Genomic DNA, 20,156 nt, shown 5'->3' with positions numbered 1-20,156 from the left:
TAGCTCCACTCTGTCTATACGCTCAGCTCTTTTCATCTTCTTTTCAATTATACGTTCAACGTATAAGCGTTTTACCACCGGGCCCGCTACCGTCGCAAGGCGTCCTGATAAAAAATAGCGCCACACAACGTATGAGGAACATCTGATGAACACAACAAACGCCGCCCATGCCGTGAGCCGCTGGGTCATCTTCATGCTGGCGATCGGGGCTGGCTTCAGCGTGGCATCTATCTATTACGCCCAGCCTCTGCTGCCGCTGATGGGGGCCGATCTGCATCTGAGCATTGAAGGTATGGGCCTGGTGCCAACATTAACTCAGGCAGGCTACGCGCTCGGCATCCTGTTCCTGCTGCCGCTTGGCGATCGCCACGACCGCAGGACGTTAATTCTGATAAAGAGTGCCGCGCTGGCGCTGTTTCTACTCGGCTGTAGCCTCACCGGACAGATCCACTCCCTGCTGCTGGCAAGCCTGCTTATCGGCATGGCCGCCACCATGGCGCAGGATATTGTCCCTGCCGCGGCCATTCTCGCGCCGGAAGGCAAACAGGGGAAAACCGTGGGCACGGTTATGACCGGGCTGCTGATGGGGATCTTGTTATCAAGAACCGTGAGCGGCGTGGTGGGCGAAGCGTTTGGCTGGCGCGTTATGTACCAGCTGGCGGCGGCGAGCATTGCGTTCGTCGGCGTGATGATGTGGCTCGTACTTCCCCGCTTTGCCATTCACTCCACGCTGAGCTACCCCGCGCTGATGCGCTCAATGGAACACCTGTGGCGTCGTTATCCGGCGCGGCGCCGCGCGGCGCTGGCCCAGGGTTTCCTGTCGATTGCCTTTAGCGCCTTCTGGTCAACGCTTGCGGTCATGCTGCTGGAACGCTATCACCTTGGCAGTGCCGTCGCGGGAGGTTTTGGGATTGCCGGCGCCGCCGGTGCGCTAGCCGCCCCGCTGGCAGGCGGGTTAGCAGACAGGCTGGGGGCAGGAAAAGTCACGCAGCTTGGTGCCGTCCTGGTAACCGTCTCCTTCGCCCTGATGTTCCTGATGCCCGCGCTGAGCGTTCATGGACAGCTGATGCTGATCGCCCTCTCCGCCGTCGGGTTCGACCTGGGCCTGCAGTCGAGCCTGGTCGCCCACCAGAACCTGGTGTACAGCCTTGAACCGCAGGCGCGGGGTCGTCTCAACGCCCTGCTCTTTACGGTGGTCTTTATCGGGATGGCGCTGGGTTCCGCGTTGGGCAGCAATATCTACTCGCTGGCCGGCTGGACGGGCGTGGTCGCGCTGGCGACCGTCTGTGGCGCCATTGCGCTGGCAATCCGTCTTATTGAAAGCGCGCGTATTGCCTCGGCACCGGCGGAAGCTGCATAAAAAAATGCCCAATCCACACGGATTGGGCAGTAAAACATGCCCAGTTTCAAGACATGCTCTAAGAGGTCAAGATGTTATTTGTTCAGCTGGAACAGAGACATGCCCTGCATATCACTAAACGCTTTATAAGACGCCTGCAGGGCCGCCTGCTGCATGGTGTAAGAGGAAATTGCCGCATTCCAGTCAACGTCCACAAGGTCGCTCATTTGCGAAGTCTGAGAGAGTGACCGGTCGTTACTCAACGTGTTCAGTTTATCCAGTTCGTTAAGCTTGGTACCCAAATCAGCCCGCACGGTTAATACATTATCGAGCGAGTTACGTAGCCCCCGGTTAGCAGCATCAATAGCGGCATTTTCCTGGTCGACCTTTGTTTGATCGTCCCCAACGGGGGTGTTCAACGAGGCGATCGCGTTATCCAGTATTTTGAACAAATTCTTTTCCGGTGTTCCACCACCCGGCTCCGGTGTTGCATTACTGGTAAACGTGGCGAAAACCTCTGTACCCGTGTGGCTGATCTGCATATTTCGCGCAGAATCCACCTGTTGGTTAACCGGGGTAGCACCACCGATATAATTGCCGCTGGTTTGGTCAAAAGCGACATTTTCCGTCTTGTAGCCAGCGAAGATATATCGTCCATTACCGTCAGTGCTGTTGGCGAGGTTCATCAACTGATCGCGGATGCCTTGCAGGTCCGTCGCCAGAGATGCCCGATCGCTGTCACTCAATGTCCCGTTCCTTGCATAGACGACTTTTTCCTGAGCGCTCTGAATGGCCGTTGTAACCTGTGAAAGGACGCTTTCTTCAAGAGATACTTTCTGCGTTGCAAAGGTACGCGCAAGATCGAATTGGCTATTCTGCGCCTGAGCCTGAGACAGAACAATCGCCTGCGACGCCGCAATAGGATCGTCCGACGGACGATTGACGCGCTTACCGGTGGTCATTTGTTCGCCGTAACTCAACCATTTGCTTTGGGAATCGGTGATCCCCCGCATGTTCTGGTCGTACATCATCTGGGTGCTAATACGCATTGTTCACCTCAACCTTAACGAATATTGATAATTGCGTCGAAGAGCGTGCTAGCAGTTTGTAAAACCTGCGCGTTGGCAAGGTAATACTGCTGGTAACGCTGCAAATTGCCATACTCTTCGTCGAGGTTTACCCCTGAGATAGACTGCTGCTGCTTGGTTAACTGCGTTTCCACATTCGCTTTCGTCTGGCTACTCACCTTCAGTGACGCCGTTGAGCTACCGACTGTACTGACAAGAGAGGCATACGCATCGTTGAAGGTTTTATTTCCGCCCACCACTTTCGCGTTTTGCAGGTCAAGCAGTTTTTGGCCGTTACGGTTGTCACTTTCGCCGCCGTTCTGCACCGAGGCCATCGCCAGCTTGGACTCGTCGCTGATCGCCAGATCCATGTTCATGATGACGTCGGAAACGGGCTTCACGGTGAAACTGTCTTTGGTATTTGCCGTGCCGCTTACGTTCACGTTAAGGCCATCAAACGACAGATTTCCACTGGCATCCGGGCTCATCGTAAAGCTGGTTTTGTCCGAAGTACGGGTGATGGTCCAGTCGGTGCCGTTAAACTGCAGCTGATAGTCCGTTGCCTGAACCTTGGTGCTATCCGCTACGGCGGCAGTGACGGTCGCCGTACCGCTATTTTTGCTGTTTGAAAGCACAGCTGGCGAACCAAAATCGAACAGCTTACCGCCCGCGTCGCCATTCGCATCAAATCCCGCTTCATGCTGCGTGTTCATCGCATCGGCAAAGGCCAGCGCCATCTGGTTCAGGGTATTACGCGCCTTATCCAGATCTTCAGAGCGAAACGTCAGTAACCCCCCTAACGAGCCGGTGGTGACCATCTTCTCAGGGATCTCAACATTCCCCGCCACGTCATCGACGTAGGCGATAGTGGTACGGGACGGATCCGCGCTGGACTTCACGGCCGCCAGCTGGTTAGCTTTGCTGCCCTGCACCAGGCTGTAACCGTTGCCGAAAGAGATGTTGTACGTGCCGCCATCCTGAACAGAGACTTCCACACCTACGATTTTGTTCAGCTCGGTAACAAGCTGATCGCGCTGATCGAGCAGATCGTTCGGCGATGCGCCCGCACCGACGCCGGTCAGGCGGGAAATCTGATCGTTCAGATTCGCAATCTGCTTTGCATAGTTGTTGATCTGCGAAACGCTGGCACCGATCGCAGTATTGACCTGCGCATCCTGGTCGCGAAGATACTGATCGTTGGTTTTGAACTGATTGACCAGACCACCCGCTTTACCCAGCACCGTCTGACGTGCAGCCGGGTCTTCGGCGTTGCTCACCAGGGTTTGCAGGCTTTTGAAGAAGTCCTGCAGGGTGGTGGAGAGCGAGTTGGTGGTATCGGACAGCACATCGTCAATTTTTGACATCTGCTGGTAGCGCGTCGTCAGGCCGCTGCTCTGCGTCTGCGCGGCGCGCAGCTGGTTGGTAATGAAGGCGTCATACTCACGCTGGACACCGGAGACATACACCCCGTTACCCACCCAGCCACCGCCGGTCAGCGTGCTGTTAGAAGCGCCCAGCACCGTGGTCTGGCGGGTGTAACCTGCCACGTTATAGCTTGAAATATTATTACTGACGGTATTGAGTGCCGACTGCGCAGCACTGAGGCCACTCATGGCGCTGTTAATCAAACTGGACATGGGGGTTCCTTTTATACGTTCAGACACGAGTCCTGATGAAGGTTATCGGCAACCTCCACCGGGACTTGAGAACTTTCAGAACAGATTTTCAATATCTGTGCTATAGGCTTTGCTGACCTTCTCGCCCATCGATTTCAGCTGCTGGATCATGCTGGTGAGCTTGCGGGCATAGTTCGGGTCAGTGGCGTAGCCCGCGTTTTGCAGCGCCTGAGCGCCCTGCTCCGCCGTCGCCGCCTGGGTCACGGCGGTATAGCGCGGATTTCGGCTCAGCAGGCCAACGTAATCGGACAAGGCTTCCAGATAGGAGCTGTAGACGCGGAATTTGGCTTTCACCTTCACCGCCGCACCGTTCTCGTATTCGGTGGTGGTGATCTCCGTTGTCGGCCCCTTCCAGCTGGAGGTGGCCTTCACGCCGAAGATGTTGAAGCTCGGCTCGCCGTTTTCCTTGCGGATCTGGCGCTGCCCCCAGCCCGACTCCAGCGCGGCCTGGGCCAGAATCAGGTGATGCGGCACGCCGCTCTGTTCGCTGGCAAGGCGCGCAGGCAGAGAAAGCTGCGCCAGGAAGTCTTTGCTGTCACCGGAGAGCGGCTCATCGCCGCTGCCCGTGGCTTTCGGCATCGCTTTACGCACCAGCTGCGTCAGGGCCTGATTCTGATAACTGGTCACCGTTTCCAGGTCGAACTTCATCGGTACCTGCTGCGGCTGCTCCTGAGGCTGAATGCCCTGCGCGGCTTCGGTCTGTTTGACAATCATGTCAGCCAGACCGAGGCCTTTACCGGCGGTCATCTGCTGCGCAATCTGCTGATCGTACATGCTGGTGTACAGACGCGTTGAATCACTGCTGAACATCCCGTCTTTCGGCAGGGTTTCACGCATGCTTTTCAGCATCATCTGTACAAACATCCCTTCCACCTGGCGGGCGACCGGGCGGATGTTTGCCGCCGGGTCTTTTCCTGCTTTGGTTTTCAGTTCGTTCAGCGACTGGGCGTCCCAGGCGGCACTGGTCAACAGTTTGCTATCGGTCAGCATTAGATGATTTCCAGTTTGGCGCGCAGGCAGCCGGCGCTTTGCATGGATTGCAGGATGGACATCAGGTCCATCGGCGTTGCGCCCAGGGCGTTCAGGGCACGCACCACGCTGTTCAGGTTGGCGCTGGAGCGCACGCTCTGCAGTGACCCGCCGCTCTGGCGCAGATCGATCTGCGTTTGTGGCGTCACCACCGTCTGTCCTCCGCCAAATGGCGTATTCGGCTGGCTCACGTTCGCGGAGCGGTTTACCGTCACGGAGAGGTTCCCCTGCGCCACGGCGCAGCTGTCGAGCGACACTTCCCGGTTCATCACCACCGAGCCGGTACGGGAGTTGATGATCACCTTCGCATCCTGAACCGGAACGTTCACTTCCATATTCTGGATATCCGCCAGCATGCGCACCTGGTTGCTGCTGCCGGTGGAGGTGCGGATCTGCACGGTGCGCGCATCGAGCGCCGTGGCATTACCGTAGCCGCGGCTGCGGTTGATGGTATCGGCAATCTGCTGCGCCATCGTGAAGTCTTCATTATTGAGCTGAAGGTTGATGGTATTGCCCGTACCAAACTGGGTCGGCAGCTCGCGCTCAATGATCGCCCCGTTGGTAATACGTCCGCCGTTGAGCTGGTTCACCTGCACGCTGCTTCCGCCTGCGGATGCTCCCGCACCGCCGACCAGAATGTTCCCCTGCGCCAGGGCATAGACCTGGCTGTCGACACCCTTCAGCGGGGTCATCAGCAGCGTACCGCCGCGCAGGCTTTTGGCGTTACCCATAGAGGAGACCACCACGTCAATGGTCTGCCCCTGACGCGCAAACGCCGGGTAGGACGCGGTAACCATCACCGCGGCCACGTTTTTCAGCTGCATGTTGGTTCCCGCCGGCACGGTAATGCCGAGCTGGGAAAGCATGTTGTTCAGGCTTTGGGTGGTGAACGGCGTCTGGGTGGTCTGGTCACCCGTACCGTCCAGCCCCACCACCAGCCCGTAGCCAATCAGGGAGTTTTCGCGCACGCCCTGAACGCTGGTGAGATCGCGAATACGGTCAGCCTGGGCAAACGTTGCCACCAGCGCGAGCGCCACGGCGAAGATCGATTTAAACATGGTTCACCTCGCTTACATCGGCGATAAATTAAGGAAGAAGCGCTGCAGCCAACCCATATTTTGCGCTTCATTGATATAGCCGTTACCGACGTACTCAATGCGCGCATCCGCCACCTGGGTGGACGGAACGGTGTTGCTGCCGCTGATGGTGCGAGGGTTAACCACGCCCGAGAAGCGAATGAATTCAGTGCCCTGGTTGATGGCGATCTGTTTTTCACCCACAACGTGCAGGTTGCCGTTAACCAGTACCTGGTCAACCGTGACCGTCAGCGTGCCGCTGAAGGTATTGCTGGCGTTCGCACCGCCTTTCCCGTTAAAGGTGTTGCCGCCGGACGCGTTCATATCAGCACGCGCGTTGCCAAACAGCCCTTCGAGATAGCGTGGCACGGTATCGAAGCCAAAATTGGTTTTGCCATCGCGGCTGGCGTTCGCCGACGAGCTCTTGCTCGCGCTGACGTTTTCCTGCAGCACAATGGTCAATGTATCGCCGACGTTACGCGGGCGGCGATCTTCAAACAGCGGCTGATAGCCGTAATTTATCGGCTGCGCGGTCTGGAAAATGGAGCCGTTTACCACTGGCGCGGGGCCGGGAACGGGTTGGGCAGTCGTCGCACCCTGGACCAATGGTTTAGACGGGATCAAAGCACACCCGCTGAGGGTGACGGCCAGAACAGTCAGTATCGGATAACGAAACGCCGCGTTTTTTTGCATTGCCTTCATCTTCGAAAACAGGGAGCCGGCGCGGCGTTGACCGCACCGGGCTACACCTTAGAGTTGCGTCAGTTTCTGCAGCATCTGGTCGGTCGTCGACACTGCTTTACTGTTAATTTCATACGCGCGCTGGACCTGGATCATATTCACCAGCTCTTCAGCCACGTTTACGTTGGACGTTTCAACATAACCCTGGTACAGCAAACCCGCGCCGTTCAGGCCCGGGGTGCTCTCATTCGGCGTACCGGAGGATTGCGTTTCGGTGTAGAGGTTCTCACCAATGCTTTCCAGACCGGTATCGTTCATGAAGGTCGTCAGGTTGAGCTGCCCCACCTGAACCGGCGCCGCCTGCCCCTGCTGGGTGACGCTCACCACGCCGTCACGTCCAATGGTGATGCTCAGGGCGTTCGCCGGGATGGTGATCGCCGGCTGCACCTGGAAACCGCCCGCCGTCACCAGCTGGCCGTTCTGATCGACCTGGAACGAGCCGTCGCGGGTATAGGCTGAGGTTCCGTCAGGCAGCTGCACCTGGAAGAAGCCCTGGCCTTTGATTGCCACGTCTTTGCTGTTGTTGGTCTGTGACAGGTTGCCCTGGCTGTGCAGACGCTCGGTCGCCACCGGACGCACGCCGGTACCGATCTGCAGGCCGGAAGGCAGCGTCGTCTGTTCAGAAGACTGCGCGCCCGGCTGGCGGATGGTTTGATAAAGCAAATCTTCGAAAACGGCACGCTGACGCTTGAAACCATTGGTGCTCACGTTTGCCAGGTTGTTGGCAATCACGTCCATATTGGTTTGCTGGGCGTCCAGGCCAGTTTTCGCGATCCATAAAGAACTGATCATAAGGAGTCCTGTTAACTCATAGACAGAAGTTGGTTAGCCTTGCCCGCGTTTTCATCCACGCTGCTGATGATCTTCATCTGCATTTCGAAACGGCGGGCGCTGGCGATCATGTCGGTCATGGCTTCGACCGGCTTGACGTTACTGCCTTCCAGAACGCCGGACATCACGCGGATGCTCGGATCGGCCTGTAACGTGGCGCCCCGCGTCGCCTGCGCTGCCTGGGTCAGACGGAACATGCCGTCGTCTCCGCGCTGCACGTCTTTGGCTTCCGCTTTAACCAGCTTCAGACGGCCGACGGGCGCAACGGTGTTGGCCGGGTCGCCCGGGTTCAGCGCCGAAATGGTGCCGTCCGCGGCGATAGTCAGCTCAGAGCCTTCCGGCACGGTCAGCGGGCCCGCTTCGCCCATCACCGGATGACCCTTAATCGTCAGCTGGCCCGTCGCGCTCACCTGGATATTCCCGTTACGGGTATAGCCTTCACTGCCGTCCGCCGTTTGCACCGCCAGCCAGCCGTCCTGCTGCAGGGCAACGTCCAGCGGGCGTGAGGTGTAGTCCATCTGCCCGGGCGTCATATCTGCGCCCGGGGTCGATGCCGTCACCAGCGTGCGGGTCGGCAGGGAAAGCCCTTCCACCGGCACCGCGCGCAGCGCATTAAGCTGAGCGCGAAAGCCCGGCGTCGAGGCGTTTGCCAGGTTGCTGGCGGTAACGGCCTGCTGGTTGAGCGTCTGGCTTGCCGCGCCCATCGCGGTATATATTGCGTGATCCATTGCGCCTTCCCGTTAGCCGCTTAACGCAGGTTAACCAGCGTGTTGAGGATCTGGTCCTGGGTTTTGATGGTCTGCGCGTTCGACTGATAGTTACGCTGCGCGACAATCATGTTCACCAGTTCTTTACTCAGGTCCACGTTGGAGGCTTCCAGCGCGCCGTTGGTCAGCGTACCGAAGTTGCCGCTTCCCGCCGTGCCCAGCAGCGCCACGCCGGAGGACTGGGTCGCCGACCAGACGTTATCGCCTTCCGATTTCAGGCCTTCGTTGTTGGCAAAGTTTGCCAGCACGATCTGCCCCAGCACCTGAGTCTGCTCGTTGGAGTAGTTCCCGACTACGGTGCCGTCATCGTTGATCTGGTAGCTCACCAGGTCGCCAGGCTTGAAGCCGTTCTGGCTGGTCGCCACGATATTGTTCGCACCGGTGTTCTGCTGCATGGAGTTAGCAAAACTCATGGCGAAGGTCGCAGGGGTCGCACCCGGAATGGTTCCGGTCGTGATGTTGATGCTTCCACCGCCGGTCAACGTGCCGTTATTGTCGAAGGTCAGGGTGGTAGCCAGCGCCGCCGGGCTGCCTGCCACGCTGCCGTCCTGGGCATAGACTTTCCAGGAGTTGGCCGGGGCCGCATCTTTAACGTAAAACAGGTTCATGTTGTGCGCATTACCCTGGCTGTCAAAGACGGTGACGGTGCCTTTTTTGTTGTAGGTGTCCGGGTTGGTCGGATCAAAGGCGGTCGTCGGTGCGGTATCGGTGGAGTTGAGGTTAATCTGCTGGGAAGCCGTGGTGGTGGACTTCGCCGCCATCAGCGTGGTCGGGATGTTGATCGCCTGCGGGTTTGCACCGGTCTGAACCGTTGACGGCGTCCCGGCCACCGGATAACCGGTTAATTGCATCCCCTGCATGTTCACCAGGTTACGGTTCTCATCCAGCTTGAACTGGCCGTTACGGCTGTAGAACACCGAGCCGTTTGCATCGACCATACGGAAGAAACCGTTCTGGCTGATGGCAACGTCCAGACCGCGACCGGTATTGGTGGTGGTGCCGTCGGTAAAGTCCTGAGTGATGCCCGCAACCTTCACGCCCAGGCCCACTTTGGAACCGGCAAACATGTCTGCAAAGGAAGCAGAACCGGATTTAAAACCATAGGTCGCGGAGTTGGCGATGTTGTTGCCAATGACGTCCAGGTTGGTGGCCGCAGCATTCAGGCCGCTGACCGCTTGAGAAAAGGCCATGACTTACTCCTGATAAGTGTTAAGGCTTAGATAATCTGCCGAACTTCGTCGAGTGTGGTGGAACCCGAGGTTCCCAAATCCAGTTTGCTGCCGTCGCTTCCTTTAATCACGCCCTGTACCAGCGCGAACTGCAGCGGCTGCGCGACCAGCTGGGTCGTCCCGTTGCTGGCGCTGATGGCCACCTTGTAGGAACCGTTTGGTGCTTTCGTGCCGTCGGTCAGGCTGCCATCCCAGGTAAAGGTATGAACGCCCGCCTTCAGCTCGCCGATGTCGATGGTGCGGACCACGGCACCGGTCGAGTCGGTGATCGTCGCGGTCACTTTGTCAGCGGCCTGCTGCAGTTCAACGCCAAACGGCGTGGTGGTCGTTGTGGTGTTGCCTTCGGTGGTGCTGGTGCCCGCCAGAATCGTGGTGCCCGGGATCATCACCCCGTGGCCAATCAGGCTGGCGGCCTGCAGAGACTGGGCGCTGTTGATCTGGCCGGAGACGGAACCCAGGGTGGTGTTGAGTTTCTCAATGCCGCTGACGGTACTGATCTGCGCAAGCTGCGTGGTCAGTTCGTTGTTCTGCATCGGGTTAGTGGGATCCTGGTTCTTCAGCTGCGCCACCAGCAGCGTCAGAAAGCTGCCCTGCAGATCGGCGGCATTACTCCCGGTCAGGGAGTTAGACCCTGTCGAACTCTTCGTGTTATTAACACCCGTGTTCGTGGGATCGTTCATATTGACGGCAATGGACATGCGTGTCTCCTTTACTGGCCGAGAGTGAGTGTTTTGAGCATCATGCTCTTCACGGTATTAAGCACTTCGACGTTGGCCTGGTAGCTGCGGGATGCCGACATGGAGTTCACCATTTCCCCCACCACATCTACGTTCGGCATTTTCACGTATCCGCTGGCATCCGCGAGCGGGTTACCCGGCTCATACACGAGCCTGTCCGGCGCCTGGCTCTCAACCACATCAGAGACCTTTACGCCGCCCGTTGCCGCGCCTGGCGCAGCGTCGACCTGAAAGACAACCTGTTTGGCACGATAGGGCTGACCGTCGGGTCCGGTTACGCTGTCGGCGTTGGCCAGGTTACTGGCCGCCACGTTCAGACGCTTGGACTGGGCGGTTAACGCCGAACCGGCAATATCAAAAATATTCAACAAGGCCATCTATCAGTTCCCCCCCTGCAGGACGTTCATCATGCCTTTGATTTGTCCGCCGAGTACGGTCAGGCCCGTCTGGTATTTCAGGCTGTTATCGGCAAACTGCGTACGCTCCCGGTCCATATCCACGGTGTTACCGTCGAGTGAGGGCTGATCGGGAATGCGGTAAAGTAAATCGGTCGCTGGCGCGGTCATCGCCTGAGCAGGAATATGGCGAGAAGACGTCATGGCAAGTGCAACACCCGTTCCTTCGGCACGTCCACGCTCCATCACCTTTTTGAATTCACTGGAAAAATCAATATCGCGCGCCTGAAACCCCGGGGTATCGGCGTTAGCGATGTTGGCGGCTAAAATCTCCTGCCGCTGGGCGCGTAAATTGAGCGCTTCCTGCTGAAAACGTAACGCGGCGTCGAGTTTATCGAGCATGTCTCCTCCGCTGATGGCAAAATTTCAGTTCACAGCTTAAATCTCACCCGGTCTCCCCTATCGACGGAATAAGCGCAAAATGCGTCGCTATTTATTCCGTTGATGCAAAACCGCTGCAGGTAGAATTCATTCAACTCTGGAAACGGTGGAACTTGCGATGCAAACGTTAAAACGTGGCCTGGTGGCAACTTTCTTGCTGTTTAGCCCGCTGGTGCAGGCTGAAGGCTTGCAGGATCGGCTGACGGCTTTTTTTGCTGAAAAGCTGGCGGGCTTTAGCGATGAGGTTAACGTTACCGTGCGCACGCCGCCGAATCTGTACCCGACCTGCGACCAGCCGTCATTCAGCGTGACGGGGACCACCCGGCTGTGGGGGAATGTGAACGTGCTGGCACGCTGCGCCGGTGAAAAACGCTATTTACAGGTTGCCGTTCAGGCGACGGGCAATTATGTTGTTGCCGCCGTGCCGATTGCGCGCGGCAGCGTGCTGCAGCCGAACAGCGTGACGCTGAAGCGCGGCCGCCTGGATCAGCTCCCGCCCCGCACCATGCTGGAAATGAACCAGGCCCAGGACGCCGTCAGCCTGCGCGATGTTGCACCCGGCCAGCCGATACAGCTCTCCATGCTGCGTCAGGCATGGCGGGTAAAAGCGGGTCAACAGGTGATGGTGGTGGCCAACGGAGATGGCTTTAGCATCAACAGTGAAGGGAAAGCGTTAAACAATGCCGCGGTGGCGCAAAACGCCCGCGTCAGAATGTCCTCAGGCCAGGTGGTGAGCGGAACCGTCGATCCCGATGGGAATATTCTGATTAACCTATAATCTTTTTAAAGATTTTGCGGCGCGTGCCGATAAATATTCCACTAATGATGATGTCAGGCGCAAACGCCGCGAACCCTCGATGAGGACAACACTATGAGCATTGATCGTACATCAGCCCTGAAGCCGGTAAGCGCTGTACAGCCTCGCGAAACGAATGACGCTCCTGCGCAGAAAACGCGTCTGGAAAAACCGTCAACGTCCAACAGCACCAGCGTAACCCTGAGCGACGCACAGGCAAAACTGATGCAGCCAGGCACCAACGATATCAATATGGAACGTGTTGAAGCGCTGAAAACGGCTATTCGTAACGGTGAGCTGAAAATGGATACCAGCAAGATTGCTGATGCCCTGATTCAGGAAGCTCAGAGTTTCTTACAGAGTAACTAACCGTATGAGTCGACTGTCAGAAATACTGGACCAAATGACGGTTGTCCTGAACGACCTGAAAACGGTAATGGACGCTGAGCAGCAGCATCTCTCTTCCGGTCACATCAACGGCAGCGCGCTGCAGCGCATTACTGAAGACAAAAGTTCGCTCCTGGCAACGCTGGATTATCTTGAGCAACAGCGTCGCGCTGAGCAAGATGCTAAGCGCAGCGCCAATGACGATATTGTTGAGCGCTGGCAGACCATTACCGAAAAAACCCAGCACCTGCGCGACCTCAACCAGCACAACGGCTGGCTGCTGGAAGGTCAGATTGAGCGTAATCAGAAGGCGCTTGAGGTGTTGAAGCCGCATAAAGAAACCGGACTGTACGGAGCGGACGGTCAGACAGCGACGGCGCGTATTGCGGGAGTTAAAAAGATTTCGATTTGAAGCCTGGGCGACAAATCATGCAGTGGGGAGCACCATCAGGTGAACTCCCCTTTTGGCGTTTATGCGGTACGGCGGGCAAACTCTTTCACTTTGAAGCCCAGCACCGCGAGCGTAGCAAAGTACGCCACCACCCCGACGCCCACCACGGCCATCAGCCGCATCAGACGGAAGGGCATGGTGCCCTGAGACCACTCCGGCATGACATACATCATGCCGAGCAATGCCGCAGACATCACCAGTACCGCAATAATCAAACGCATCAGGAAGCTCGCCCAGCCCGGCTGCGGCGTGAAGATATCCTGCTTGCGCAGCTGCCAGTACAGCAGTCCGGCATTGAGACAGGCCGCCAGACCAATCGATAGCGACAGGCCGGCATGCTTCAGCGGACCGATAAACGCCAGGTTCATCAGCTGCGTCATAATCAGCGTCACGATGGCAATTTTTACCGGCGTTTTGATGTCCTGACGGGAATAGAACCCCGGCGCCAGCACTTTTACCACAATAAGCCCCATCAGTCCGACCGAGTAGGCAATCAGCGCGCGCTGGGTCATTGCCGCATCGAAAGCGGTGAATTTGCCGTACTGGAAGAGCGATACCGTCAGCGGTTTGGCCAGAATACCCAGCGCCACCGCGCTGGGCAGCGCGAGCAGGAAGCAAAGACGTAAACCCCAGTCCATCAGGCGGCAATATTCATCGTGGTTGCCGCTGGCAAAGCTTTTCGACAGCGACGGCAGCAGAATAGTCCCCAGCGCCACGCCCAGCACCCCGGACGGAAACTCCATCAGACGGTCGGCGTAGTACATCCACGATACCGAGCCGGACACCAGGAAAGAGGCAAAGATGGTGTTGATAATCAGCGAGATCTGGCTGACGGAGACGCCGAGAATGGCGGGCCCCATCTGCTTAATCACGCGCATCGCGCCGGCATCTTTGAGATTGATGCGCGGCAGCACCAGCATGCCAATTTTTTTCAGGTGCGGCAGCTGGTACGCCAATTGCAGCACGCCGCCGACGGTGACCGCCCAGGCCAGCGCCAGCACGGGCGGGTTGAAGTGCGGCGCGGCGAACAGGGCAAAACCGATCATGCTGACGTTAAGAAACGTCGGCGCAAACGCCGGCACCGAGAAGCGGTTCCAGGTATTGAGGATGGCCCCCACCAGCGAGGCCAGCGAGATGAGCAGAATATAGGGGAAAGTAATGCGCAGCAGCTGCGAGGTCAGCGCAAATTTATCAGCCGTATCGGCAAAGCCCGGCGCGGTCACCATAATCACCCACGGCGCGGCCAGCATCCCGACGACGGTCACCACCGCCAGCGCCAGCGTCAGCAGGCCGGAGACATAAGAGACAAAGACGCGCGTGGCGTCCTCACCCTGCTTGCTTTTATATTCCGCCAGAATTGGGACGAATGCCTGAGAGAACGCCCCTTCTGCAAAAATACGACGCAGCAGGTTCGGCAGTTTGAACGCGACGAAGAAGGCGTCCGTGGCCATCCCTGCACCAAATACCCTTGCCACAATGGCATCGCGCGCAAAACCGAGCACGCGGGAAAACATGGTCATCGAGCTGACGGCCGCCAGCGATTTTAATAAGTTCATTAACGTGAATTTCCAGAACCATACGGATGTATAGGCCGGGTAAGCGCAAGCGCCACCCGGCAAAGCCAACAAGCGGCGCTTAGTCTAACCGGATTTCAACGAATTACTATCCGCAGATGTTACAGCGGGTTATTCGCTCATGGCCTCACGCCAGAGCCTTTCCACAATGCGCTGGGCAAGAATGGCCTGTTCGCCAGACGTTTCAGGAGCCGTCTGATTTTGCACGCAGGTGATAAAGTGGCGGGCGCATCCTGCGAAACCGCGCTGCTCGAGGGTGCTCTGCCAGCCCGGCGCCGGGAGCGTCACCACGCCGTTCCCCTTCTCTTCCCGCCACTCGCGCATGTCGGTAATGTCGTACAGCGCGCCGTCGGTCACCGCCTGCACGGATTCACGCTGACTCCCCGCGCGACGGTGCATGCTGGTGGTAATCTGAAGGTGCTCAACGGCAAAGTGGTGTTCCGCATAGACCATCTGCCCCTGGTCGTTCGTCACCAGGGTACCGCTTTTCAGCAGCGCTTCGCCGTTGCCCAGCCACAGCGCCGTATCCACAACGTGCAGATAGTCATCCAGCAGAGTAAAGCGCAGATCGTTTGGCCCAATGCTGTCGGTGCGGTGCTTATCCATCCTAAGCGAAGCGAGCGTGCCCGACTGCGCCTTCAGCTGCTGATAAAGCGGCGCGAAGCGGCGGTTGAAGCCCACCATCAGCGTCAGTTTTTTGCGCGTTGCCAGCTCAATCAGCCGTTCCGCATCCAGGACATTTTCCGCCAGCGGTTTATCCACGCAGACGTGAACGCCCGCGTTGAGCAATTCGCTCACCACCTGGTAGTGGGTGGCCGTTGAGGTGTGCACAAAGACCGCATCACAGTCGCGGGCCAGATCCTGAAGCGATGCCGCATACGGCATACGCCAGGTGTCGCAGATCCGTTCTGCCTTTTCTCGGGTGGGGGACCATGCCCCTTGCAGGGTCCAGTCCGTCGCAGCACCTAAAACAGGCAGCCAGGCTTTTTGCGCGATGCCCCCCAGCCCCACCACGCCTACGCGTAATTTTTTCACGGTTAGTCTCCCAGATGTGCCAACAGGGCATCCAGACGCTGCTTCAGCCCGGCGACCTCTTCTTCCAGCGCCTCTACGCGCGCGGCAAGCGTGTCGTTGCCTGCTGGAGATCCCGCGTCATCCTCCGCGGTAGCGGCCTCGACGTCGCCGCTGAAAAGATGCATATAGCGGCTTTCGCGCTTGCCCGGCTCGCGCGCCAGACGCGCCACGTAGGGGCCGTCTTCACGCCCGGCGAGCCCTTCCAGGGTCTGCTCGACTTCCTGCATATCGCTGAACTCGTGCATACGCGACGCGCGCGTGCGCAGTTCGCCCGGGGTCTGCGCCCCGCGCAGCAGCAGGGTGGTGATGACCGCCACTTCCGCACTGCTGAGCTTGAGGTCGCCAAATTCGGAGTTACAAAAGCGCTGCTCGTATTTGGTTACGCGGTTGCCGAAGCCGCTGACGGTGCGCAGATAGTGGCGTTTTACCAGTGCATCCAGCACGTCCTGAACGTCATGCTCGCTGAGGTTCATCACCGGCTCGCGGTTGGTTTTCTGGTTGCAGGCCAGGGTGACGGCGTTGACGGAGAGCGGATACTGCTCCGGCGTAGTGACCTGTTTTTCGAGCAAGCACCCAATCACGCGCGCTTCTGTAGCGTTTAGCTGATACTTCATCTTTTCTCCTTAACGACCTGCGGTCCAGTCCCGGGTGGTTAACGCCGTCAGAACGTGGTCGCGCCACTCTCCGTCTATCAGCAGATAGTCTTTGGCGTAACCCTCTTTCTCAAACCCTAAACGCGCCAGCAAATTGCCGCTGCGCTGGTTATGCGGCATATAGTTCGCCATAATGCGATGGATGTGCTGCGTGCGTTGCATATAGCGGATCGCCACCGTCAGCGCCTCGAACATCAGCCCCTGCCCCTGCCATTTTTGGCCGATGGAGTAGCCAAGGTAGCAGGCGTGAAACGACCCCCGCACCACGTTTGAAAAATTGGCGATCCCGATAATCTCTTTCTCTTCTGGATCCAGCAGCGCAAAATAAAACGCGCTGCCCTGCTTGTGAAATTCCGCGATCATGCTGAGCCGCGCCTGCCAGCCGGAAGGGTAACAATGGCTCTCGTCCCGAACGGGTTCCCAGGGTTTTAAAAACTGGCGATTCTCGGCGTAATAATCCGCCAGACGCCAGGCATCACGCTCGTGCACCAGACGAACGACCAGCCTGTCCGTTGTCAGACGCACTTTTGGCACATTACTGCGATAGCCAAACATCGATACCACTCCTTCCCGTCACTTCTGCTCACCCATTAGCTTTACTATACCTGCGCCTGCGCCGTCTGTGAAAACAGTGACATACCATTTTGCCCTCTTTTCGCCATTTTCGATGAGAACTCTCTATCAAAGCACCCTTTTGATAAAAAAATATTGTCACCTCCAGGGGTGGGAAAACGCGCGGCGACACCGCAGAATGTTAGCGTGCTCACCTTCTTATTTTCCCTGGAGGGAAAATGTCCCGCGTATCACAGGCCAGGAGCCTGGGTAAATATTTCCTGCTCGTCGATAACATGCTGGTCGTGCTCGGCTTTTTTGTCGTTTTTCCGCTCATCTCGATCCGCTTTGTCGATCAAATGGGCTGGGCGGCACTCATGGTTGGCATTGCCCTCGGGTTACGCCAGTTTGTCCAGCAGGGTCTGGGCGTCTTTGGCGGGGCCATTGCTGACCGCTTTGGCGCTAAGCCGATGATCGTCACCGGTATGCTGCTGCGCGCGGCAGGGTTTGCCACAATGGCGGTCGCCCAGGAGCCCTGGCTGCTCTGGTTCTCCTGTTTCCTCTCCGGTATCGGGGGTACGCTGTTCGATCCGCCACGCACCGCGCTGGTGGTGAAGCTGATTCGCCCGCAGCATCGTGGTCGTTTCTTCTCGATTCTCATGATGCAGGACAGCGCCGGGGCGGTTGTCGGCGCCCTGCTGGGAAGCTGGCTGCTGCAGTATGACTTCCGTCTGGTCTGCGCCGCTGGCGCGGTGCTCTTTATCCTCTGCGCGCTGTTCAACGGCCTCTATCTTCCGGCCTGGAAACTGTCGACGGTGAAAGCGCCGGTGCGCGAGGGGCTTGGACGCGTTATGCGTGACAAGCGTTTTGTCACCTACGTGTTGACCCTGACCGGCTATTACATGCTGGCCGTGCAGGTCATGCTGATGCTGCCAATCATGGTTAACGACATCGCGGGCACGCCTGCTGCCGTTAAGTGGATGTACGCTATCGAAGCCTGTCTGTCACTGACCCTGCTTTACCCTATTGCCCGCTGGAGCGAGCGGCGTTTTCGCCTGGAACATCGCCTGATGGCCGGCCTGTTTCTGATGACGCTGAGCATGATGCCGATCGGCCTGGTGAACTCTCTCCAGCAGCTGTTTACGCTGATTTGCACGTTCTATATTGGGTCGATCATCGCCGAGCCTGCCCGTGAAACGCTGAGCGCCTCCCTTGCGGATGCGCGTGCCCGCGGCAGCTATATGGGCTTCAGCCGACTGGGGCTGGCGCTTGGCGGCGCATTAGGCTACGCCGGCGGCGGCTGGCTGTTTGATGCCGGCAAAGCGCTGAACCAGCCCGAGCTGCCGTGGATGATGCTCGGCGCGGTGGGCTTTATGACGCTGCTGGCCCTCTGGTGGCAGTTCAGCCAGAAGCGCAGCGCGAGCGGGATGCTCGAGCCGGGCGCCTAGCCTTTCCCTCGGGCGGGAACCTTCCCCGCCCCACTTCTCAGTTTTTTCTGCTGGTTTCTGCTATTTCACACTGACATACTGGCGCAACAGGACAGAAGCGCCGATTTTTCGTTGAGGAACACTATGAAGAAAATTGTCTTAGCCGCGGCATTAGTCGTCAGCGGCCTGCTGGTTGGCTGTAACCAGCTCACGCAATATACCGTCAGTGAACAGGAAATTAATCAGGCGCTGGAAAAGCATAACAATTTTTCTAAAGACATTGGCGTGCCGGGGCTGGCGGACGCGCATATCGTGCTAACGAATCTGACCAGCCAGATCGGACGTGAAGAGCCAAACAAAGTCACCCTGGCCGGCGATGCGGCTCTCGATATGTCATCTCTCTTTGGCAATCAGAAGGCCAACATCAAGCTCAAGCTGAAGGCACTCCCGGTGTTCAATAAAGAGAAAGGGGCCATTTTCCTGCAGGAGATGGAAGTCGTCGATGCGCAGGTTTCGCCGGACAAGATGGCACCGGTTCTGCAAACCCTGATGCCCTATCTGAACCAGTCGCTGCGCAATTACTTTAACCAGCAGCCCGCGTACGTCTTAAGTGAAGATAAAAGCAAGGGTGAAGCTCTGGCGAAAAAATATGCGAAAGGGATAGAAGTGAAGCCGGGAGAAATTATCATTCCTTTCACCGATTAACCTGAGGGGCGCTGCGGCGCCCTTTTTTTTCCGGAAAAGTGTGCAAACGAAAACGTTTCCGCTTATGATTTGTGTCCGGCAAAAACAGCCATCCTTATGACTGATTCCTGACAAGCCGGAGCTTCCATGACTGTACAACCCCAGGTTTTAAAAATCCGCCGCCCAGACGACTGGCATATCCATCTGCGCGATGGCGATATGCTGAAAACCGTCGTGCCTTATACCAGCGAAATTTATGGCCGCGCGATTGTCATGCCTAACCTGGTGCCACCGGTCACCACCGTCGATGCCGCAATCGCCTATCGCCAGCGCATCCTGGATGCCGTGCCTGCGGGGCACGATTTCACCCCGTTGATGACCTGCTATCTGACCGACTCGCTGGATCCGAACGAAGTGGAGCGCGGATTTAACGAAGGCGTATTTACGGCAGCGAAACTCTACCCGGCGAACGCCACCACCAACTCCAGCCACGGCGTCACCAGCATTGATGCCATCATGCCGGTGCTGGAACGCATGCAAAAACTGGGCATGCCGCTGCTGGTTCATGGTGAAGTCACCCATGCCGAGATTGACATCTTTGACCGTGAAGCCCGCTTTATCGAGACCGTGATGGAGCCGCTGCGCCAGCGCCTGCCCGCGCTGAAGGTGGTCTTTGAACATATCACTACCAAAGATGCGGCAGAGTACGTGCGTGACGGTAACGATCTTATCGCCGCCACCATTACGCCGCAGCACCTGATGTTTAACCGTAACCATATGCTGGTAGGCGGGGTGCGCCCTCATCTGTACTGTCTGCCCATCCTTAAGCGCAACATCCACCAGCAGGCGCTGCGCGAGCTGGTGGCCAGCGGGTTCTCCCGCGCGTTCCTCGGCACCGATTCCGCGCCTCACGCCCGCCACCGTAAAGAGGCGAGCTGCGGATGCGCAGGCTGCTTCAATGCCCCAACGGCCCTTGCCAGCTACGCGACCGTATTTGAAGAGATGAACGCGCTGGACCATTTTGAAGCATTCTGCTCCCTTAACGGCCCGCGCTTCTACGGCCTGCCGGTCAACGACACCTTCATCGAACTTGAGCGCAAAGCGAGCCACGTTGAGGAGTCTATTGCGCTGACGGATGATACGCTGATCCCGTTCCTGGCGGGCGAAACCGTTAACTGGACGGTAAAACGTTAAAAAATCAATGCCCCTTGTTGTCAAACCGACAATATA

General features: G+C 57.8%; 22 protein-coding genes. 7 read left to right on the top strand and 15 right to left on the bottom strand.

The genetic code is table 11. From position 1 onward, the window contains the following. Positions 1-145: 145 nt before the first annotated feature. A complete protein-coding gene (locus ACMWKK_RS12370; protein WP_406542805.1) occupies positions 146-1,360 on the top strand; it encodes an MFS transporter in 1,215 nt (404 codons plus the stop codon). A gap of 74 nt (positions 1,361-1,434) precedes the next feature. Here the strand turns inward: ACMWKK_RS12370 and flgL are convergent, their stop codons facing one another. The 11 genes from flgL to flgB all read right to left on the bottom strand — a co-directional run bounded on the left by flgL (position 1,435) and on the right by flgB (position 11,289). Then, complete coding sequence (gene flgL / locus ACMWKK_RS12365; RefSeq protein WP_045326959.1) at positions 1,435-2,388, bottom strand: flagellar hook-associated protein FlgL; 954 nt, start codon at positions 2,386-2,388, stop codon at positions 1,435-1,437. A gap of 14 nt (positions 2,389-2,402) precedes the next feature. Further along, the gene (gene flgK, locus ACMWKK_RS12360; protein WP_045326958.1) at positions 2,403-4,043 is read right to left on the bottom strand and encodes a flagellar hook-associated protein FlgK; all 1,641 of its coding nucleotides are present in this window, start codon (positions 4,041-4,043) and stop codon (positions 2,403-2,405) included. 75 nt (positions 4,044-4,118) lie between these two features. Further along, on the bottom strand, positions 4,119-5,072 hold the full coding sequence (gene flgJ, locus ACMWKK_RS12355) for a flagellar assembly peptidoglycan hydrolase FlgJ (protein ID WP_024909017.1): 954 nt from the start codon (positions 5,070-5,072) through the stop codon (positions 4,119-4,121). After that, on the bottom strand, positions 5,072-6,169 hold the full coding sequence (locus ACMWKK_RS12350; RefSeq protein ID WP_032639652.1) for a flagellar basal body P-ring protein FlgI: 1,098 nt from the start codon (positions 6,167-6,169) through the stop codon (positions 5,072-5,074). The genes flgJ and ACMWKK_RS12350 overlap by 1 nt, the downstream gene beginning before the upstream one ends. A gap of 12 nt (positions 6,170-6,181) precedes the next feature. Continuing rightward, positions 6,182-6,880: a flagellar basal body L-ring protein FlgH gene (flgH, locus tag ACMWKK_RS12345; RefSeq protein WP_045326956.1), complete on the bottom strand. Its 699-nt coding sequence runs from the start codon at positions 6,878-6,880 to the stop codon at positions 6,182-6,184. A 57-nt stretch (positions 6,881-6,937) separates the two neighbouring features. Next, on the bottom strand, positions 6,938-7,720 hold the full coding sequence (flgG, locus tag ACMWKK_RS12340; RefSeq protein WP_008500810.1) for a flagellar basal-body rod protein FlgG: 783 nt from the start codon (positions 7,718-7,720) through the stop codon (positions 6,938-6,940). A gap of 11 nt (positions 7,721-7,731) precedes the next feature. Next, positions 7,732-8,487, bottom strand: a complete 756-nt coding sequence (locus ACMWKK_RS12335) for a flagellar basal body rod protein FlgF (protein ID WP_406542804.1) — start codon at positions 8,485-8,487, stop codon at positions 7,732-7,734. A 20-nt stretch (positions 8,488-8,507) separates the two neighbouring features. Then, complete coding sequence (flgE, locus tag ACMWKK_RS12330; RefSeq protein WP_112781872.1) at positions 8,508-9,716, bottom strand: flagellar hook protein FlgE; 1,209 nt, start codon at positions 9,714-9,716, stop codon at positions 8,508-8,510. A gap of 26 nt (positions 9,717-9,742) precedes the next feature. Then, on the bottom strand, positions 9,743-10,453 hold the full coding sequence (gene flgD / locus ACMWKK_RS12325) for a flagellar hook assembly protein FlgD (RefSeq protein WP_045326953.1): 711 nt from the start codon (positions 10,451-10,453) through the stop codon (positions 9,743-9,745). Positions 10,454-10,464: 11 nt separating this feature from the next. Continuing rightward, positions 10,465-10,869: a flagellar basal body rod protein FlgC gene (gene flgC / locus ACMWKK_RS12320; RefSeq protein WP_008500814.1), complete on the bottom strand. Its 405-nt coding sequence runs from the start codon at positions 10,867-10,869 to the stop codon at positions 10,465-10,467. A gap of 3 nt (positions 10,870-10,872) precedes the next feature. Next, positions 10,873-11,289: a flagellar basal body rod protein FlgB gene (flgB, locus tag ACMWKK_RS12315; RefSeq protein ID WP_112781873.1), complete on the bottom strand. Its 417-nt coding sequence runs from the start codon at positions 11,287-11,289 to the stop codon at positions 10,873-10,875. A 157-nt stretch (positions 11,290-11,446) separates the two neighbouring features. Here flgB and flgA point away from each other — a divergent pair, with 157 nt between their 5' ends. From flgA to flgN, 3 genes are all read left to right on the top strand, one after another. Beyond that, on the top strand, positions 11,447-12,106 hold the full coding sequence (flgA, locus tag ACMWKK_RS12310; RefSeq protein WP_112781874.1) for a flagellar basal body P-ring formation chaperone FlgA: 660 nt from the start codon (positions 11,447-11,449) through the stop codon (positions 12,104-12,106). 93 nt (positions 12,107-12,199) lie between these two features. Then, positions 12,200-12,493: a flagellar biosynthesis anti-sigma factor FlgM gene (gene flgM / locus ACMWKK_RS12305; RefSeq protein ID WP_032639635.1), complete on the top strand. Its 294-nt coding sequence runs from the start codon at positions 12,200-12,202 to the stop codon at positions 12,491-12,493. Positions 12,494-12,497: 4 nt separating this feature from the next. Further along, a complete protein-coding gene (gene flgN, locus ACMWKK_RS12300) occupies positions 12,498-12,923 on the top strand; it encodes a flagella biosynthesis chaperone FlgN (RefSeq protein WP_112781875.1) in 426 nt (141 codons plus the stop codon). A gap of 59 nt (positions 12,924-12,982) precedes the next feature. Here flgN and murJ read toward each other — a convergent pair whose 3' ends face one another. The 4 genes from murJ to rimJ form a co-directional block, all read right to left on the bottom strand. After that, entirely contained in the window at positions 12,983-14,518 is a 1,536-nt protein-coding gene (murJ, locus tag ACMWKK_RS12295; RefSeq protein WP_112781876.1) for a murein biosynthesis integral membrane protein MurJ, read from the bottom strand. Between the two features lie 129 nt (positions 14,519-14,647). After that, complete coding sequence (locus tag ACMWKK_RS12290; RefSeq protein WP_112781877.1) at positions 14,648-15,571, bottom strand: Gfo/Idh/MocA family protein; 924 nt, start codon at positions 15,569-15,571, stop codon at positions 14,648-14,650. A 2-nt stretch (positions 15,572-15,573) separates the two neighbouring features. Continuing rightward, positions 15,574-16,224 (bottom strand): YceH family protein, encoded by a 651-nt coding sequence (locus ACMWKK_RS12285; protein ID WP_112781878.1) that lies wholly within the window; start codon positions 16,222-16,224, stop codon positions 15,574-15,576. A 9-nt stretch (positions 16,225-16,233) separates the two neighbouring features. Then, complete coding sequence (gene rimJ, locus ACMWKK_RS12280) at positions 16,234-16,818, bottom strand: ribosomal protein S5-alanine N-acetyltransferase (protein ID WP_045326947.1); 585 nt, start codon at positions 16,816-16,818, stop codon at positions 16,234-16,236. A 236-nt stretch (positions 16,819-17,054) separates the two neighbouring features. Here rimJ and mdtH point away from each other — a divergent pair, with 236 nt between their 5' ends. From mdtH to pyrC, 3 genes are all read left to right on the top strand, one after another. Continuing rightward, on the top strand, positions 17,055-18,263 hold the full coding sequence (gene mdtH, locus ACMWKK_RS12275; protein WP_045326946.1) for a multidrug efflux MFS transporter MdtH: 1,209 nt from the start codon (positions 17,055-17,057) through the stop codon (positions 18,261-18,263). Positions 18,264-18,386: 123 nt separating this feature from the next. Continuing rightward, on the top strand, positions 18,387-18,947 hold the full coding sequence (locus ACMWKK_RS12270; RefSeq protein WP_032639620.1) for a lipoprotein: 561 nt from the start codon (positions 18,387-18,389) through the stop codon (positions 18,945-18,947). 126 nt (positions 18,948-19,073) lie between these two features. Next, positions 19,074-20,120: a dihydroorotase gene (gene pyrC / locus ACMWKK_RS12265; RefSeq protein WP_112781879.1), complete on the top strand. Its 1,047-nt coding sequence runs from the start codon at positions 19,074-19,076 to the stop codon at positions 20,118-20,120. The last annotated feature ends 36 nt before the right edge of the window (positions 20,121-20,156 follow it).

The organism is Enterobacter sp. 01-M-03-SI-ECC (assembly GCF_047530215.1).
In the GTDB taxonomy this organism is placed as follows: domain Bacteria; phylum Pseudomonadota; class Gammaproteobacteria; order Enterobacterales; family Enterobacteriaceae; genus Enterobacter; species Enterobacter chengduensis.
Note: the sequence above shows the minus strand (reverse complement) of the source record. Positions and strands in the feature narration are given on the sequence as shown.

Coding starts and splice junctions, on each gene's coding strand:
- flgE (WP_112781872.1), bottom strand. CDS start 9,716: ATGGCCTTTTCTCAAGCGGTCAGCGGCCTGAATGCTGCGGCCACCAAC.
- rimJ (WP_045326947.1), bottom strand. CDS start 16,818: ATGTTTGGCTATCGCAGTAATGTGCCAAAAGTGCGTCTGACAACGGAC.
- flgJ (WP_024909017.1), bottom strand. CDS start 5,072: ATGCTGACCGATAGCAAACTGTTGACCAGTGCCGCCTGGGACGCCCAG.
- flgC (WP_008500814.1), bottom strand. CDS start 10,869: ATGGCCTTGTTGAATATTTTTGATATTGCCGGTTCGGCGTTAACCGCC.
- pyrC (WP_112781879.1), top strand. CDS start 19,074: ATGACTGTACAACCCCAGGTTTTAAAAATCCGCCGCCCAGACGACTGG.
- flgA (WP_112781874.1), top strand. CDS start 11,447: ATGCAAACGTTAAAACGTGGCCTGGTGGCAACTTTCTTGCTGTTTAGC.
- flgN (WP_112781875.1), top strand. CDS start 12,498: ATGAGTCGACTGTCAGAAATACTGGACCAAATGACGGTTGTCCTGAAC.
- flgL (WP_045326959.1), bottom strand. CDS start 2,388: ATGCGTATTAGCACCCAGATGATGTACGACCAGAACATGCGGGGGATC.
- mdtH (WP_045326946.1), top strand. CDS start 17,055: ATGTCCCGCGTATCACAGGCCAGGAGCCTGGGTAAATATTTCCTGCTC.
- murJ (WP_112781876.1), bottom strand. CDS start 14,518: ATGAACTTATTAAAATCGCTGGCGGCCGTCAGCTCGATGACCATGTTT.
- flgB (WP_112781873.1), bottom strand. CDS start 11,289: ATGCTCGATAAACTCGACGCCGCGTTACGTTTTCAGCAGGAAGCGCTC.
- flgH (WP_045326956.1), bottom strand. CDS start 6,880: ATGCAAAAAAACGCGGCGTTTCGTTATCCGATACTGACTGTTCTGGCC.
- flgD (WP_045326953.1), bottom strand. CDS start 10,453: ATGTCCATTGCCGTCAATATGAACGATCCCACGAACACGGGTGTTAAT.
- flgK (WP_045326958.1), bottom strand. CDS start 4,043: ATGTCCAGTTTGATTAACAGCGCCATGAGTGGCCTCAGTGCTGCGCAG.
- ACMWKK_RS12285 (WP_112781878.1), bottom strand. CDS start 16,224: ATGAAGTATCAGCTAAACGCTACAGAAGCGCGCGTGATTGGGTGCTTG.
- flgG (WP_008500810.1), bottom strand. CDS start 7,720: ATGATCAGTTCTTTATGGATCGCGAAAACTGGCCTGGACGCCCAGCAA.
- ACMWKK_RS12270 (WP_032639620.1), top strand. CDS start 18,387: ATGAAGAAAATTGTCTTAGCCGCGGCATTAGTCGTCAGCGGCCTGCTG.
- ACMWKK_RS12335 (WP_406542804.1), bottom strand. CDS start 8,487: ATGGATCACGCAATATATACCGCGATGGGCGCGGCAAGCCAGACGCTC.
- ACMWKK_RS12370 (WP_406542805.1), top strand. CDS start 146: ATGAACACAACAAACGCCGCCCATGCCGTGAGCCGCTGGGTCATCTTC.
- ACMWKK_RS12350 (WP_032639652.1), bottom strand. CDS start 6,169: ATGTTTAAATCGATCTTCGCCGTGGCGCTCGCGCTGGTGGCAACGTTT.
- flgM (WP_032639635.1), top strand. CDS start 12,200: ATGAGCATTGATCGTACATCAGCCCTGAAGCCGGTAAGCGCTGTACAG.